The organism is Pseudomonas sp. Bc-h, from assembly GCF_002080045.1.
Classification (GTDB): Bacteria; Pseudomonadota; Gammaproteobacteria; order Pseudomonadales; family Pseudomonadaceae; genus Aquipseudomonas.
The window spans coordinates 541,844-556,580 of the sequence record NZ_MUIN01000011.1 but is presented as its reverse complement, the minus strand read 5'-3'; the positions used below and the strand labels follow the sequence as shown (position 1 = coordinate 556,580).

Below are 14,737 nucleotides of genomic sequence, written 5' to 3'. Positions count from 1 at the left end.
CCGCCTGCAGCCATTACAGCAGATTGAATGTCGTTTCTTTTACGTCTTGGGAGTCCAGGCCGATCATCAGTTTGAACTCGCCGGCTTCCGCCGCGTACTTGAGCGAAGGGTTGAAGAACTTAAGGTCTTCCTCGGTCACGGTAAAGCTCACGGCTTTTTCTTCGCCGGGCTTCAACATGACTTTCTGGAAGTTCTTCAGCTCTTTCACCGGGCGGCTGATAGAGGCCGCGACATCGCGCAGGTACAGCTGAACCACGGTTTCACCGGCCACTTTACCGGTGTTCTTGACCTGGACGGTGGCGGTCAGTTTGTCTTTGCGGGTCATCTTGTTGACCGACAGGACGATGTCCGAGACGTTGAACTGGGTATAGCTCAGGCCGTAACCGAACGGGAACAGCGGGCTGGTCGGCTCTTCGAAGTAATTCGAGGTGTAGTTCGAATCGTTCACGCGGTAAGGGCGACCGGTGTTCAGATGGTTGTAGTAGGCAGGCACCTGACCCACCGAACGCGGGAAGGTCATCGGCAGCTTGCCTGACGGGTTGTAGTCGCCGAACAGCACGTCAGCCAGTGCGTTGCCGCCTTCGGTGCCAAGGAACCAGCTTTCGAGCATCGCATCGGCTTGCTTGTTTTCTTCGCCGAGTGCCAGCGGGCGGCCGTTCATCAAAACGATCACCAGCGGTTTGCCAGTGGCCTTGAGGGCCTTGATCAGATCACGTTGACGACCCGGCAGAACGAGGTCGACACGACTGGCAGCTTCGTGGGACATGTTGCGCGATTCACCGACTACAGCCACGACGACGTCCGACTGCTGCGCGACCTTGACCGCTTCATCGATCATGTCCTGTTCCGGGCGGCTATCGATGTGAATCTGGTCGTCCATCTTGTTCAGGTAGGTGATGGCTTCCTGATTGTCGGTGACGTTGGTGCCCACTGCGTAAAGCAGTTTGGCCTTGTCGCCGACCGCATTGGCCAGGCCGTCATAGGCGCTGACTGTCTGACGCGCCAGACCGGCTGCCGACCAACTGCCCAGCATGTCCAGCGAGCTCTTGGCCAGCGGACCGATAACGGCGATGGTGCCTTGTTTTTTCAGCGGCAGGGTGTTGTTGTCATTCTTCAACAGCACCATGCTGCGGCGCGCGACATCACGGGCTTCGGTGCGGTGCAGACGGTTTTCAGCATCACGGTCGACTGGATCGTCCACCGCCGCGCCGATGCGCAGGTACGGGTTGGCGAACAGGCCCATTTCCCACTTCGCGCCGAGCACTTCACGTACGGCGTTGTCGACTTCCTTGACCGACACTTCGCCATTCTTGACCAGCGCTGGCAGTTCTTCGCCGTAGGCCTTGTCGTTCATGCTCAGGTCGACGCCAGCCTTGATGGCCAGTTTCGCCGCCTCACGGAAGTCCTTGGCGACGCCGTGGTCGATCAGTTCCTTGATCGCGCCGTGGTCGCTGACGGTCACGCCCTTGAAGCCCCAGTCCTTGCGCAGCACGTCTTGCAGCAGCCAGGCGTTGGCGGTGGAGGGCACGCCGTTGATCGAGTTCAGCGCGACCATCACGCCGCCCGCGCCTGCATCGATGGCAGCGCGGTAAGGGGGCAGGTAGTCCTGTTGCATGCGCACCGGGCTCATGTCCACGGTGTTGTAGTCGCGACCGCCTTCTACTGCGCCATACAGCGCAAAGTGTTTGACCGCCGCCATGATGCTGTTCGGTGCCTGAGTGCTGGTGCCCTGGAAAGCGCGGGTCATGGTCGCTGACAGGCGCGAAACCAGATAGGTGTCTTCACCGAAGCCTTCGGAGCTGCGGCCCCAGCGGGCGTCGCGAGTGATATCGACCATTGGTGCGAAGGTCATGTCCACGCCATCGGCGGCGGCTTCGATCGCCGAAACGCGACCGGCGCGGGTGACGGCATCCATGTCCCAGGTTGACGCGAGGCCCAGGCTGATCGGGAAAATCGTGCGTTGGCCGTGAACCACGTCGTAGGCGAAGAACATCGGAATCTTCATGCGGCTGTGGGCGACGGCGGCGTCTTGCATGGCGCGGTTGTCGGGCAGCAATACGGAGTTGAACGTCCCGCCGATACGGCCAGCGGCGATTTCCTTGACGATTTCCGACTTCGGCATTTCCGGGCCGATGCTGATGAGACGCAGCTGACCGATCTTCTCGTCGAGGGTCATCTGCTTCATCAGGTTGGAGATGAATGCATTCTTGGCTTGCAGCGTGGAAACGTTACTGGCGGGGCTGGCGGCAGTCTGGGCCCAGGCGGACTGACTGGCCAAACCGATGACAAGACTCAGTAAACACAGCTTATTCATGAATGATTTTCTCAAGGCGTGGACCGGCAACTCGCGTGTAATACCGGGCGGCCTTTGTTTTTGGTATGAAACCTTTGGTTTTTATTGTCATCAGGACGGGGGCGTCGCTGAACTCCCGACGCATCCAGGCATCAGTAGCGCAGCGAGTTTTATCTGATTGCGGTTCGGCAATCCAGTGCCCTGACAACGTGATGGGGCAAGATTATGCCGGGGATCGTCCGATTTGGCTAAAGTCATGTCTGACGTGGAAGACAATCGAACACCATCAAGGAGCGCAAGGGTCATGCAAATAGAGCGTTACGGGCACGTTAGGGGCAGTCGTTACAATTTGTCACTGACGCTGCTGATGCTGTTGAGCACGTTGCTGGCCGGTTGCGGCATCAACAACATTCCGACCTATGACGAACAGGTGAAGGCGGCTTGGGCGCAGGTACAGAACCAGTATCAGCGGCGTGCCGACCTGATTCCCAACCTGGTGGAGACCGTGAAGGGTTACGCCAAGCAGGAGCAGGATACCCTGACCGCAGTTATCGAGGCGCGAGCCAAGGCGACGTCGATCCAGGTCGATGCCAATACCCTCAACGATCCGGCCAAACTCAAGCAGTTTCAGGATGCTCAGGGCCAGCTGACCGGCGCCTTGAGCCGACTGATGGTCGTGTCCGAACGCTACCCGGACCTCAAATCCAACCAGAACTTCCTGTCGCTGCAATCTCAGCTTGAGGGCACGGAAAACCGGATCGCCGTGGCGCGTCGGGATTTCATTGCTTCGGTTGAGCGCTACAACACCGAAATTCGCACCTTCCCCGGTCGCCTCTGGCACTCGGTGATGTACAGCGATCTGCCGGTTCGTCCGAACTTCGAAGCCACTGCCGCTGACGCTGACAAAGCGCCGCAAGTGAAATTCTGATGGAGCGCGCACGGCGGGGCGTGTGGGTCGCGTTGTTGGCGCTGTGGGCTGGCCTGTTCGCTCAATGCGCTCAGGCCGAGCTCAAGTTCCCGGCCCTGAGCGGCCAGGTGGTGGACACTGCCGGCATGATCGACAGCGACAGCAAAGAGCGCCTGTCGCAGATGCTGCGCGCCCACGAAGAGCTCACTACCGAGCAGATCGTGGTGGTCACGCTGCCTGATCTGCAGGGTTCGACCATCGAGGATTTCGGCTACCAGCTTGGCCGATTCTGGGGCATCGGGCAGAAGGGCAAGGATAACGGCGCGCTGCTGATCGTCGCCAAGGATGAGCGTAAGGTCCGCATCGAAGTGGGTTATGGCCTGGAAGACAGGCTGACCGATGCGCAGTCCTCGGTGATCATTAATCAGATCATCACGCCGGCTTTCAAACAGGGTGATTTCGTGGGTGGCATCAGCAAAGGCACCGAGGCCATCGTGCAGGTGCTGGGAGGCGACCCGCTTGCCGAGCCTGTGGTGGGCGCGTCCGGCGGCGACGATGTGACCGACTGGAAAATGAGCCTGCTGTTTCTCATTCTTTTCGTGGCTTTCATCTATATCAATATGCGCTGGGGCCGCGCTTTGGGCGGTCTGGGCGGTGGCTACATCGGTTCGGGTGGCGGCGGTGGCTTCGGCTCGGGAGGCTCGGGCGGCGGCGGAATGCGCGGTGGCGGTGGCAGTTTTGGCGGCGGCGGTGCCTCCGGTGGCTGGTAGTCGATAGCTCAATAAGGGTTGTAGCGCATGTCATTACTCACTGAAGACGAACAGAAGCAGGTTGCCCAGGCCATCGAAGCCGTGGAGCGTCAGACCGACGCTGAACTGGTTACGGTCCTGGCTGCTAGCGCAGACGACTACGCCTACGTGCCGTTGATCTGGGCCGGTCTGGTCGCGTTGCTGTTGCCGGGCCTGATCAATTTTTACCCCGGCTGGCTGAATGCCAACGAGCTGCTGCTGACGCAGATCGCGACCTTTATCGTGGTGGCGCTGTTGTGCCGTCTTCCCGCAATCACCACTCGGTTGGTGCCAGGTTCGGTGCGACATTGGCGGGCGGGGAGTCTGGCGCGGCGCCAGTTTCTCGAGCAGAACCTGCACGCGACGGCGAACGGTACGGGGGTGTTGATCTTCGTCAGCGAGGCCGAGCGCTATGTTGAAATCATTGTCGACGACGGCATCGCTCGTCATGTGGACGACATGGTCTGGCGTTCTATGGTCGATGTATTCACTCGGCAGGTGGCAGACGGCAAGATCCTGGAGGGCTTTCTCGGCTGTATTCGTTCGTGCGCAGAAGTGCTCGGCGATCAGGTGCCGGTCACCCAGGCGCGCAACGAATTGCCGAATCGGCTGGTGGTGATTGACTAGCGAAATCCGATCTACGGCTTTGTGGTGGTCATTAATTAAATCCACCACGGCCGCTCAACCCGCCTAAAATACCGGCCTCGCATTTTTCGCTTCCCGAGGCTGCACCCGATGTCCGTTACTGCCACCACCGCGACGCCAGCGCAGGACCACCGCGCCGAGTTCCTGAGCCTGCTCGACACATGCCTGACGCAGAATTCGCTGATCAAACTGGTGCTGGCCAAATATGTGGGTAGCGAAGCGGACCTGCAGCGAATCATCATCAAACCTGCGACGATCAAGGATCAGCCTTGCCTGTCCTTCGTCTATCGCTACAAGACCCGCGACATTACCAAGAATCATCCTCTTGCCGAAGCACAGACGCTGATCGGCAGCCTGCTGCCTGATTCGTTCAAGAACGCGCACTTGCTGTCGCTTACCGATGAGGTGCAGCTGGAGTTCAGCAAAAAGGGCAAGAGCACGCTGTTCCGCAACAAGTCCCAGCAACAGCGTGAAGCGCCTTCCGTCGAACATGATCGGGAGAAAAAACGCTATCTGGAGCTGAGCCGCCCGTTCCTCACCGATCTGGGCGTGACCAACAAGCAGCACGAGCTGATCCCGGCCATGTCGCGCAAATGGAAGCAGATCAACAAATTCATCGAGGTGTTCTCCCACGCCTTGGCGACTTCGCCGATCAAGCTCGACCAACCAGTGACCGTCGCCGACTTCGGATCCGGCAAGGGCTATCTGACGTTCGCGATTCACGATTACCTTCGTAACACCTTGCAGGCCCAAGGCAATGTGACCGGCGTCGAGCTGCGTGAAGACATGGTGACCTTGTGCAACAACGCGGCGGCACGACTCGAGCATCCGGGGCTGGTCTTCAAATGCGGTGACGTGCGCTCCGTGGCGCCCAGTGAGCTGGACGTGATGATCGCGCTGCATGCCTGCGATATCGCCACCGATTACGCGATTCACACCGGCATTCGCTCCGGCGCGTCGATCATCATGTGCTCGCCATGCTGTCACAAACAGATCCGTCTGCAGATCCAGAGCCCGACGTTGCTCAAGCCGATGCTGCAATACGGCCTTCATATGGGCCAGCAGGCGGAAATGGTCACTGACGCCTTGCGCGCCTTGTTGCTGGAAGCCTGCGGTTACGAAACCAAAGTTTTCGAGTTCATTTCGCTTGAACATACCAACAAGAACAAGATGATCCTGGCGGTCAAACGCGCATCGCCAACGGACCCGACCGAGCTGCTGGCGAAGATGCAGGAATTGAAAACTTTCTACAACATCAACGAGCAATGCCTGGAGACGCTGCTCCAGGCGGATGGTCTGCTCGGTTAAACCCGGGTCGCGGCTACAGGCTTGGGTGCGATGACCGCCGTCTTGCGCCCGATGGCCAGTGTCACCACCACGCCGGCCGCGAAGATCCAGGTAATCGGGTCGATGTGTTCACCGAAGAACAGCGCGGAAAACGCCATGGTGAAGAACAACTGCACCAGCTGAATCTGACTGACACGGGCGATGCCACCCATGGCCAGGCCTGCGTACCAGGCGAAAAACCCGATGAACTGCGAGAACAGCGACACGTAGCCGAACGCCCACCACGCGCCCGCTGAAATCGGCCCTTCGTGTTGCGCGGCCAGGTAGCCCACCGGAATGATCAGTACCGGGATCGAGATCACCAGCGCCCAGCAGATCACCTGCCAGCCGCCCATTTGTTTGGCCAGCCGGCCTCCCTCGGCATAACCCAGACCGCCAATCGCGACCGCGCCGACCATCAGCAGGTCCCCTGCTTGAAGATTGCCTGCGCCGCTGATCAGCGCATACCCCAGGACCAGCACGCTGCCCATTGCCGCGCAGAGCCAGAAGGCTTTCGAAGGGCGTTCATGGGACAGCCACGCTGCGTATATTGCGACAAGCAGCGGCTGCAGGCCGTTGACCAGTGCACCATGGGAGGCGGGCAGGGTTTTCATCGCCCAGGCAGAGAGCACCGGGAAGCCGATGATCACGCCAAGCGAGACCACCATCAGGGCCTTTAACTGCGCCCGAGTCGGCCACTTCTCTCGACGCCATAACAGCAACGCCGCAGCCGGGACTGCTGCAAACAGTGCTCGCCCCAGACCGTTGAGCAGCGGGTGGATTTCCTGAACGACGATGCGGGTCATGGGCAGGGTCAGGCTGAAGATCACCACCCCGATCAGCCCGAGGGCCATTCCGGTGTTTTCGCGAGAGGACATGTCGAATCTTGCCTTGTTCTTATTGGATGAAAAGAAGGCATTCATTCAGCCACAGATCACCCGCAAAGCCCCTTAACAGATACCGACAGAATCAGCCGTACACTTGGGGTTCAGGGGGGAAATGCCGTTGTTGAGGATTTTTTGGCCACCCCTGTAAGGGCTCTCAATCTTGGTGCAGAACTTGAATGCAATCTTCCTGCAACAGTTTGAAGGTCAAATTGCTGCCATCGAATTCAGCCGGGAGAACAATCGTGTCGGTCATCGGAAAGTGGGCGTTGCAAGGTGTCGTGGTATTCCTTTTCGCATGGATAGCGACCATGGCGGGCCAATGGTCAGCGAGCGTCGTCAGATCGACGAGCAGCGACCGCCTTGCCGCCCTCGGCAGCGTCCGGCTCTCCACCGAATCAGTGGCTGCCAGCGTCAACAAAAAAGCGCAGGGCGGGGCGATGGTGGTGGGGGCGTTGTCGGAAAGTAACGAGTAAGCAAGCAGCGCTGGGAAGATTGGGAGCGTTGGTGGTGTACAGAAGACAGACCGGACCTGAGAGGTCCGGTTTTTATTTGAGCTAAAAGCCGGCAATTGCGGTAGAGAAAAAATTTCTCTAGTATTCCGCCCCATGGCTACCGTACAGAGCGACCGCAACTGGAAAATCAAGATCTATCCGGACGACCATGCGCCGCCGCACTTTCACGTGCAAACCCCGGACGGGGAGTCGTTGGTACAGATCGATGGTTTCATGGTGCTGGGTAAAGGCGCGGAACCCAAAGCACTTAAAGCCGCTTTGATGTGGGCCCGATCTCATTGCGCTGAACTTTGGCGGGTATGGTACGAGCAGAATCGGAGGACCTGAGTAATGGCGAGCAAACTACGTATTGCAGCAGTGCAGCCGGTGACGGGTCAGCACGCGCTGATCATTGACTGGAGTAACGGCAAACGGCACACGGTTGATCTGGCAGCCTTTATCGAACAGTTCCCGATCCTCGCGCCGCTAAAGGACGCTAAGTTTTTCAGCCACGCGGCGGTGGGTGAATGGGGATTTGATGTCACCTGGGGAGACAACCTCGAGCTGGCTGCATCAACGCTTCATCGTCTGGCGCTGGAGCAATCCGGCGAAGTCATGCCCACCCGAGATTTCAAACTATGGATGGCCAAAAACAACCTGTCGCTGACAGCTGCTGCTGTCGAGCTGGGTTTTACGCGCCGAACCATTACTGCATACAGCAGTGGTGCCGCGCTGATACCCAAGCATGTTGCGCTGGCGTGCAGAGGATGGGAGTACGAGCACCGCTGACCGTCGTCTTTAAGCTCTCTTGATCTCCACCGCTTCTTTCAACCGTGCCACAGGCACAGCCAACTCCGGATTCCCCAACGGATGGGTCTTGGCGTTGTAAAATTTCAGCTCGATATTCTGTCCTTCGAATAACGCGCTGTAGTGCCGCTTCTGATGCTGGATGAAGGCTTCACTGCGCGGGAGGATCGAGATAGCGAGGGTTTTCGGCCTGGCTTGAAGTACGGCGTCCAGAATGTGCCGATCCTGCTTGCCCAGCGCATGACCGAAGATGCACAGCGAGCCTTGATGCTGCGCCAGTTGGGCATGGCAGAACGAAAGGTAATCGGAGCCGCGGATGATCTTCATCTTGTCGCTGCTGCGGCCTTCGCAGACGAACAGCGGCACATCTTCCAGCGCGTTGACAGCGAAGCTTCCCAAGAGGGTGCTTTCCGATGACATCAGCTTGCGCGCCGTGCCGTCGAAGTTTTTCACCAGATGCATGCCGCCGTGCAGATAAAGGATGCGCGTGGCGTGGCTGGCGGTTCTGTGCAGGTTGAACTGAGCGTCATCATCGAACAGATCGTCAAACGGCTGCGCGCCGTGCATCACGGCCCAGTAGGTCAGCAGGTCGTAATTGGTCGAGTACACCGTTTTGTATTGGCTCAGCGCCTTGCTGATATGAGCAATGGTCGAGGGGGCCATCAGCCGCCAGGGGATGTGTGCCGAACGGATGCCATGGATCAACGCCTCTTTGATGGCAAAGTAACGGTTGCGCGGCGATGACGAGCTGATGGTGAGCGCCGCATTCACCCGCATCGCGACCTTCAAGCCGCTGAGCACCGGCTCGAAATTTTCGGTGTCCATGGACTTGAACAACGCCAGCTCAGTCGGGCTCAGCGGTTTGTTGCGTGTGGTCTGCGCCAGCTCGAACAGCGAGTCGTAGGCAAAATTCTTCCACACCGCGAGACTCGCGCCGTTGCCTAGCAGCAAGCCTGAGCACGGGTGGGTGCTCTGCAACTGGTTCCAGTCGGCAAGTTCGGCATCAAAATCCGTGAATTCCATCGTCTCGCTTCGCTTTCAGGTGAGCAGGTGCTGACCGACGGGCCAGAACGGAGTGGACTTATAGGAAGCCAGGTCAACGTTGTCAACGCCGAATGCCGGTCGAACCGCCCGGAAAATAATTCGAACCCCTGCTTAAAGCATATTTCTAAAGCTTGAACCTCAAATCCGGTTCGCTGAGAGGTCATCATGAAAACCAACCCAGTGAATACACCAGCGGCGCAAAGCCCCGGTCCCCATCCCAGCCCCATGGAAACGACACGCGGTGACCGCCTGGAGCAGTCCGTCGACGAATTCGAACGGGTAGAAAACACGGACGAGCAAGAGCGCGAAACACCACCGCCGCAAACCTGGAAGCACCCGGACGACGGTAAAAGCCTGTCGGAGAAAGACCAAGAAATGCCCCTCAAACCTTGAACACCATCTGTCCAACGGTCGTTTGCACGACTGCGACCGGGTGTAAGGTCTGTCGGTAAACCCATAACACTCTCTGAATGAGAGGGAGGTAACCATGCACACTGCGATGCTCAGCAAGACGCATTTCAATGGCTACGACGTGATCAACGTCAACAATGGCCCATGGAGGGTCTGCACCCATCACGATCGACTAGGCTCGTTCGGCTCGCGTGAGGAAGCGATGGCTTTCGCTGCGTCGCTGCCTGCCTATCGGGAGCGGACCGCAATGAATGCGCAGCCCGCGCAAGTCGCTAAAGCCAAGCCGGCCGAGGCTCACAAAGGAGCGTCTAAAGCCAAATCGAAAGCGAAAAAGTAAATGCGTGAAGAAACGAAGCCTCGGTTGCTCCCGGGGCTTTGTATTTTTCCGCTTGCGGGGGGCGTGCGCTTGTCACTGGACTGCTTGAGGAATAATCTCGAAAACCAATAACCTGGCGGTCAGGTTCGTTTGGTTCGAGATAGCAGGTGATTCGGTGGACGTTATCGATCTGAAGGTTGTCGACGCCGTCGCTCGACATGGCAGCATGAACAAAGCAGCCGTCGAGCTGAATACTGTGCAGTCGAATGTGTCCTCCAGAATCCGTTCGCTGGAAGACGAGCTTGGCGTGTCACTGTTTCAGCGCAGCGCAAAGGGCGTGCAGATCACCCCGGCCGGCAGGCGCATCCTGCCCTATGCCGCACGACTCTCCAAATTGCTTTCAGATGCTTCGGCTGCCGCTCGCGACGATGGCAAACCCTCCGGCGTGCTGGAAATCGGCACCCTTGAAACCACCCTCGCGCTGCGCCTGCCCCTGCTGATCGCACGCTTCGCTAGCGCTTGGCCGGAAGTTCGTCCTGTCGTGCGCACTGGCACTACCCAGAGCCTGATTCAGGCAGTCGTCGACTGTAAGCTGGAGGGTGCGTTCGTCGCAGGGCCGGTCGATCATCCAGAGTTGCAGGCCGAAACGGTTTTCCAGGAAGAACTGGTGCTCGTCACCTCACGCGCTGTTCGTACGCTTGAGGCCGTCCGCGCCATTATCCATTTGAAGACCATGGTGTTTCGCATCGGCTGCTCGTACCGCCAGCGAATGGATTCATTGCTGTCGGGCATGGGGTTGCTGGCGCCGGAGCCGTTGGAGTTCGGCTCTATTGATGGAATTCTTGCGTGCGTCGCAGCGGGCGTCGGTATCACCCTTTTACCAAGAGGGGTTGTCGCTCGCGCGTGGCAGGAAGGACTCGTGGCCGTCCATGAAATTCCGCCAACGCTTTCTCAGGTCGAGACAGTGTTCGTGCGCAGGGTCGACAGTCACTTTTCCAGTGCACTGGCGACCTTCCTTGAAAGCGTGCACCGGGAGACCGAAACGCACGCTCAGAACGTCAGACAGCTGGCGTAGAATTTGCGCTTCGTGTGGCCACGACGTCGATCAAAAACGCCAGCGCGATGGCGCCTGTCCCCAGCATGAACAGCAACGCGTAGCTGCCGCCGCTGTAGGTGAACAGATACGAAAACCCATACGCGGCGACGGCCTGAAACAGCGCAAACCCGACCGTCGCTGTGCGCCATGCAGCGCTCTGCTGCGCCGGATGATGGGCGAGCAATTCCTGAACACGTCCCAGCACCAGCGGTACTGTCCCCGTCACGAATGCGCCAACCACGATGCTCGAAGCGATCAACCAAGGTGTGCCAACGGTCAGCGCAGGGATGCAGACACAAATCCCTTCAAGAATGAACGACAAACGCAGTGCGCGGCCGAACCCCACTCGGTCCGCCAGCACCCCAGCCAATAACGGGCCCAACGTCGCGCCAATGCCAAACAGCACCCAATACTGAGCCCCGACTTCAAGCCCTTTGCCCAACCCGTGAGCGACGAATGCCACCAGAAATATCATGTGCGGCACCCAGCCCGCTGCGTTGAGCGCGTATTCGATGTACAGCGCCTTGAGCGTGCCATTCTTCGTTTTGCGAGGATGCTGACTCCGATTGGCGGGCGCAGCTTCCCGCGTTGGCCAACCCTTCCAGGCAATCGCCGTGAACAACAGTGAAATGATCCCCAGCCCTATCCACGTCTGTTGCAGACCTTGCTGCAACAACAGCGGCACCAGGGTTCCGGAAGCAGCGATTCCGACGCCAACCCCCATGAAAATAACCCCACCAGCCAGGCCTCTTTTTGAGGGCGGCACATACGCCAGCACGGCTGGAGCAGCAAGGACCATCAAAGCGCCGCCAGATATTCCCGACAGCAGACGCCAGATAAAAAACCAAAGGTAGGAAACCGGGAATGCACAGGCCAGAAACGCAACACTCGCCAGCAGCATCATGGCGCGCAGAGTGAAGGCGGTAGACGTTTTCCCGGCCATCACCCGCCCGGTCAGCGCACCGATCAAATACCCCGCCAGATTCGCAGCACCCAGATAGGCTGCTTTCGAAGAATCGAACCACCCTGCATCAATGATTGCTGGCAGCAACGGTGTATAAGCAAACCGCGCCAACCCGATGCCGACCAGACTCGCCGAAAACCCCGCTGCAATGCCCCATTTGCTGTTGTGGGTGTGATCGTTAGTGGTCGCGTCGCGGGCAGATGCCTGGGCCTTTTCCATCTTCGTCGCCTGATGAGTTCACATGCGATTACGGTACCTGCGTGCAAGGTATCTGAAGAAGCGAAAAGAAGTGATGGGGGGTATCTATAAAAAGATAGGTTGAGGTTGAAAATATGCTTGGTAGCGACTATTCGCGTCAACGCGCAGCTTATAAGCTCGGTGTAACGAACGGACCGACTCGACGCTTCAAAGGAGATGCAGTGGATGAAGATCATGATTGTGATGGGGATGTTGTTTATGGCCGGCTGCAGTGCGTACTCGCAACCCGTGCCTTACAGATCACACCAGGAGGGACCGAATATCTATTGCTCGATGGACCCGCCAAATCAGCCTGGGTGCAAGTGAATGGCTTGAGCGCCCGTCAGGAAACGCGGCTGCACGAGCTTGGTTCAAGAGAACTGGTCGGGAGAAAAGCGAGAATTTTTGAGAGAGGGGGAAGCTGGAGCGGGTGAAGGGAATCGAACCCTCGTTATCAGCTTGGGAAGCTGGAGTAATGCCATTATACGACACCCGCTTGTGACGCTTTCAGCGGCTGACTTTGTACCAGAAGCCGGCGCCGAATTGAAGCGTTAAATACCGCGCGGGGAAAATCAGTGGGGCGCGTCGGGCACGCAAGAGAAGGTTCGGGATTCATTCGCCGACTGCTGGTGGACGGGCGCTGGCGAATGAATCCGTTCCTTGAGACCTTCACGGTCAGATTGCAAATGCATGGTGCGTCTGTACCTGTCGGTAGCGGTTTCGGCTGGGTTCTGGTGCCGGGGTGAAGAAGTTCAGCAAGGCGTTCTGTGATTCCAGGCACGCTGCCTTGTGTTCCATGTCCAGAAAGTGTCCAGCGCTTTTGATGGTGGTGAAGTGGCAATCACGGATGTGATTGGCGAACAGCCTGGCGTCGGGGGCAGCGGTGTATTCGTCCCATTCGCCGTTCATGAACATGACCGGTACGTTGATGCGCTTGGCGGCCTTGATCTGGCCGTGGGTGCTTACATCTAGTACGTGGTTGATGTGGTGGTGCATCTGCGCGTATTCGTGCAGGTCCAGTGAGCTGACGTGTTTGTAGTTGAAACGCTTGAACAGCGACGGCAGGTGTTTGCCGATGGTGCTGTTGATCAGCGTGCCGACTTCAAAGCGATCGAAGGCGCCCAGGTGTTGCTGGCCACGTTCGAGGTAGTCGCGCATGTGCTCGTTGATGACCGGTGAAAACGAGCTGATCACGGCCTTCTCGATGCGTTTCGGCCGATGGGCCAACGCCACCAGTGCTGCCGCGCCACCCCATGAGAACGACATGATGTGTTCGGCATTGAAGTGATCGATCAGCTCCAGCAGGATCCGGCCTTCCGTCTCTTTGGTCAGTGGTTTTTCATGAAGGTTGTGAGGCTTTGATTTGCCCGCGTACGGTTGGTCGTAGAGCACCACGTTGAATTGCGGATGCAGGTTGCGGACGGTCTGTGCGAAAGATGCTGTAGTGGCCAGTGAACCGTTGACCATGATGATGGTCTTTTCTGCGGCATCTGCGCGATAGAACTCCGTGTAAACCCGAAACTGGCCCTGTATATCAAGCACAGCGATTTCTGGCCTCATATCCATGTCTCCTGACGTTAAAACAGTGTGCGCGCAACCACGTTGCACGAGTTTCGTGACAGGTAGGCAATGCCTTGAAAGGGGGCCCATGTCGGTCCGGGACAGTCTGTCCGACAGGTATTGTTATTGGCGGGCGGTTTGCCGAACGTGGCGTCTGAAGGCGCTCGTGACGACAAAAGGTTTCTTAGAATGCGATCGTGACTCTCCGGTCACATGTGGACCGACGATTGGATTCAAGCAGGGGATGGCAGATGCCGCAAGTGCCGTTCGCGAATTGTCCTACATGATCTGCCGGGCGGTCGAAAGACGTCAGATCAGCTGAATCTCTTCAGCACTCAAGGCACGGTACTGTCCGGGCTCTAGCGCGGGGTCCAGCACCAACGGCCCCATGCTTTCGCGATGCAGGCGCAGTACTTTGTTGTCGTAGAAACCGAACATGCGTTTGACCTGATGGTAGCGGCCTTCGACGATGCTTAATCGCGCATGGTGACTGTCGAGGATAGTCAGCTCGGCGGGCAGAGTGGTCAGATCTTCGAACGCGAAATAGAAACCTTCGGCGAATTTCTCAATGTAGTGCTCGCCGATTTCCTGCTCGGTTTCGACGTAGTAAAGCTTGGGCAATTTGGTCGTCGGCTGGGTCAATCGGCGCGACCATTGGCCGTCGTTGGTGATCAGCATCAGGCCTGAGGTGTTGAAATCCAGACGGCCCGCAATGTGCAGGTCGTGTTTGTCCGGCTCATCGAGAAGGTCAAGGACAGTCGGGTGTCGGGGGTCGACCGTTGCGCTGACGCAGCCTTGCGGTTTGTGCAGCATGAAGTAGCGAGTGGGTTTGCCGGTCTGGAGCGTTTCGTCGTCGAACATGACCTGGCTGAACTCGCGTACTTCATGCAGCGGGTCCCTGATCGTCCGTCCGTCGACCTTGCGGTGGCGATTGCAAGGATGTCACCGCCGGCAAGCCGTGCTGC

General features: G+C 58.2%; 15 protein-coding genes, 1 tRNA gene and 2 pseudogenes. 11 read left to right on the top strand and 7 right to left on the bottom strand.

The features are described 5' to 3' along the window. Nucleotides 1-13 precede the first annotated feature (13 nt). A complete protein-coding gene (gene bglX, locus BWR59_RS22855) occupies nucleotides 14-2,314 on the bottom strand; it encodes a beta-glucosidase BglX (protein WP_081567890.1) in 2,301 nt (766 codons plus the stop codon). A gap of 283 nt (nucleotides 2,315-2,597) precedes the next feature. Here bglX and BWR59_RS22850 point away from each other — a divergent pair, with 283 nt between their 5' ends. The 4 genes from BWR59_RS22850 (at nucleotide 2,598) to BWR59_RS22835 (ending at nucleotide 5,941) form a co-directional block, all read left to right on the top strand. Continuing rightward, nucleotides 2,598-3,221, top strand: a complete 624-nt coding sequence (locus BWR59_RS22850) for a LemA family protein (RefSeq protein ID WP_081567889.1) — start codon at nucleotides 2,598-2,600, stop codon at nucleotides 3,219-3,221. After that, nucleotides 3,221-3,970, top strand: a complete 750-nt coding sequence (locus tag BWR59_RS22845) for a TPM domain-containing protein (RefSeq protein WP_081567888.1) — start codon at nucleotides 3,221-3,223, stop codon at nucleotides 3,968-3,970. Before BWR59_RS22850 ends, BWR59_RS22845 begins: the two co-directional genes overlap by 1 nt. Before the next feature lie 27 nt (nucleotides 3,971-3,997). Then, on the top strand, nucleotides 3,998-4,615 hold the full coding sequence (locus BWR59_RS22840; RefSeq protein ID WP_081567887.1) for a hypothetical protein: 618 nt from the start codon (nucleotides 3,998-4,000) through the stop codon (nucleotides 4,613-4,615). Between the two features lie 108 nt (nucleotides 4,616-4,723). Continuing rightward, nucleotides 4,724-5,941 carry an SAM-dependent methyltransferase gene (locus BWR59_RS22835; protein ID WP_081567886.1) on the top strand — a complete coding sequence of 406 codons (1,218 nt, stop codon included), beginning with the start codon at nucleotides 4,724-4,726 and terminating at the stop codon, nucleotides 5,939-5,941. On the opposite strand, the gene BWR59_RS22830 is transcribed toward BWR59_RS22835, so the two are convergent. Continuing rightward, complete coding sequence (locus tag BWR59_RS22830) at nucleotides 5,938-6,837, bottom strand: DMT family transporter (RefSeq protein ID WP_081567885.1); 900 nt, start codon at nucleotides 6,835-6,837, stop codon at nucleotides 5,938-5,940. The two genes, BWR59_RS22835 and BWR59_RS22830, sit on opposite strands and share 4 nt — an antisense overlap. Nucleotides 6,838-7,088: 251 nt before the next feature. Between BWR59_RS22830 and BWR59_RS32115 the strand changes: the two genes are divergently transcribed. The 3 genes from BWR59_RS32115 to BWR59_RS22820 all read left to right on the top strand — a co-directional run bounded on the left by BWR59_RS32115 (nucleotide 7,089) and on the right by BWR59_RS22820 (nucleotide 8,126). Then, nucleotides 7,089-7,319, top strand: coding sequence for a hypothetical protein (locus BWR59_RS32115; protein WP_143490910.1), 231 nt, complete (start codon nucleotides 7,089-7,091; stop codon nucleotides 7,317-7,319). A 132-nt stretch (nucleotides 7,320-7,451) separates the two neighbouring features. Further along, on the top strand, nucleotides 7,452-7,685 hold the full coding sequence (locus BWR59_RS22825) for a DUF4160 domain-containing protein (protein ID WP_081567884.1): 234 nt from the start codon (nucleotides 7,452-7,454) through the stop codon (nucleotides 7,683-7,685). 3 nt (nucleotides 7,686-7,688) lie between these two features. Then, on the top strand, nucleotides 7,689-8,126 hold the full coding sequence (locus BWR59_RS22820; RefSeq protein WP_081567883.1) for a DUF2442 domain-containing protein: 438 nt from the start codon (nucleotides 7,689-7,691) through the stop codon (nucleotides 8,124-8,126). Between the two features lie 9 nt (nucleotides 8,127-8,135). On the opposite strand, the gene BWR59_RS22815 is transcribed toward BWR59_RS22820, so the two are convergent. Continuing rightward, nucleotides 8,136-9,167, bottom strand: coding sequence for a DUF4917 family protein (locus BWR59_RS22815; RefSeq protein WP_081567882.1), 1,032 nt, complete (start codon nucleotides 9,165-9,167; stop codon nucleotides 8,136-8,138). 186 nt (nucleotides 9,168-9,353) lie between these two features. Between BWR59_RS22815 and BWR59_RS32110 the strand changes: the two genes are divergently transcribed. The 3 genes and pseudogenes from BWR59_RS32110 to BWR59_RS22805 all read left to right on the top strand — a co-directional run bounded on the left by BWR59_RS32110 (nucleotide 9,354) and on the right by BWR59_RS22805 (nucleotide 10,990). Beyond that, the gene (locus BWR59_RS32110; protein ID WP_143490909.1) at nucleotides 9,354-9,581 is read left to right on the top strand and encodes a hypothetical protein; all 228 of its coding nucleotides are present in this window, start codon (nucleotides 9,354-9,356) and stop codon (nucleotides 9,579-9,581) included. Nucleotides 9,582-9,675: 94 nt separating this feature from the next. Beyond that, a pseudogene (locus BWR59_RS32920) lies at nucleotides 9,676-9,843 on the top strand (SPOR domain-containing protein); the annotation flags it as partial. A 247-nt stretch (nucleotides 9,844-10,090) separates the two neighbouring features. Continuing rightward, entirely contained in the window at nucleotides 10,091-10,990 is a 900-nt protein-coding gene (locus BWR59_RS22805; RefSeq protein ID WP_081567880.1) for a LysR substrate-binding domain-containing protein, read from the top strand. Here the strand turns inward: BWR59_RS22805 and BWR59_RS22800 are convergent. After that, the gene (locus BWR59_RS22800; RefSeq protein ID WP_081567879.1) at nucleotides 10,974-12,194 is read right to left on the bottom strand and encodes a YbfB/YjiJ family MFS transporter; all 1,221 of its coding nucleotides are present in this window, start codon (nucleotides 12,192-12,194) and stop codon (nucleotides 10,974-10,976) included. The genes BWR59_RS22805 and BWR59_RS22800 overlap by 17 nt on opposite strands. A gap of 200 nt (nucleotides 12,195-12,394) precedes the next feature. Between BWR59_RS22800 and BWR59_RS32105 the strand changes: the two genes are divergently transcribed. Next, a complete protein-coding gene (locus tag BWR59_RS32105) occupies nucleotides 12,395-12,646 on the top strand; it encodes a hypothetical protein (protein WP_143490908.1) in 252 nt (83 codons plus the stop codon). On the opposite strand, the gene BWR59_RS22795 is transcribed toward BWR59_RS32105, so the two are convergent. From BWR59_RS22795 to BWR59_RS22785, 3 genes and pseudogenes are all read right to left on the bottom strand, one after another. Next, nucleotides 12,635-12,708: transfer RNA gene (locus tag BWR59_RS22795), tRNA-Gly, on the bottom strand. The two genes, BWR59_RS32105 and BWR59_RS22795, sit on opposite strands and share 12 nt — an antisense overlap. A gap of 179 nt (nucleotides 12,709-12,887) precedes the next feature. Further along, complete coding sequence (locus BWR59_RS22790; RefSeq protein WP_081567878.1) at nucleotides 12,888-13,772, bottom strand: alpha/beta hydrolase; 885 nt, start codon at nucleotides 13,770-13,772, stop codon at nucleotides 12,888-12,890. Between the two features lie 309 nt (nucleotides 13,773-14,081). Next, nucleotides 14,082-14,690: pseudogene (locus BWR59_RS22785) on the bottom strand (16S rRNA pseudouridine(516) synthase); the annotation flags it as partial. Nucleotides 14,691-14,737 lie beyond the last annotated feature (47 nt).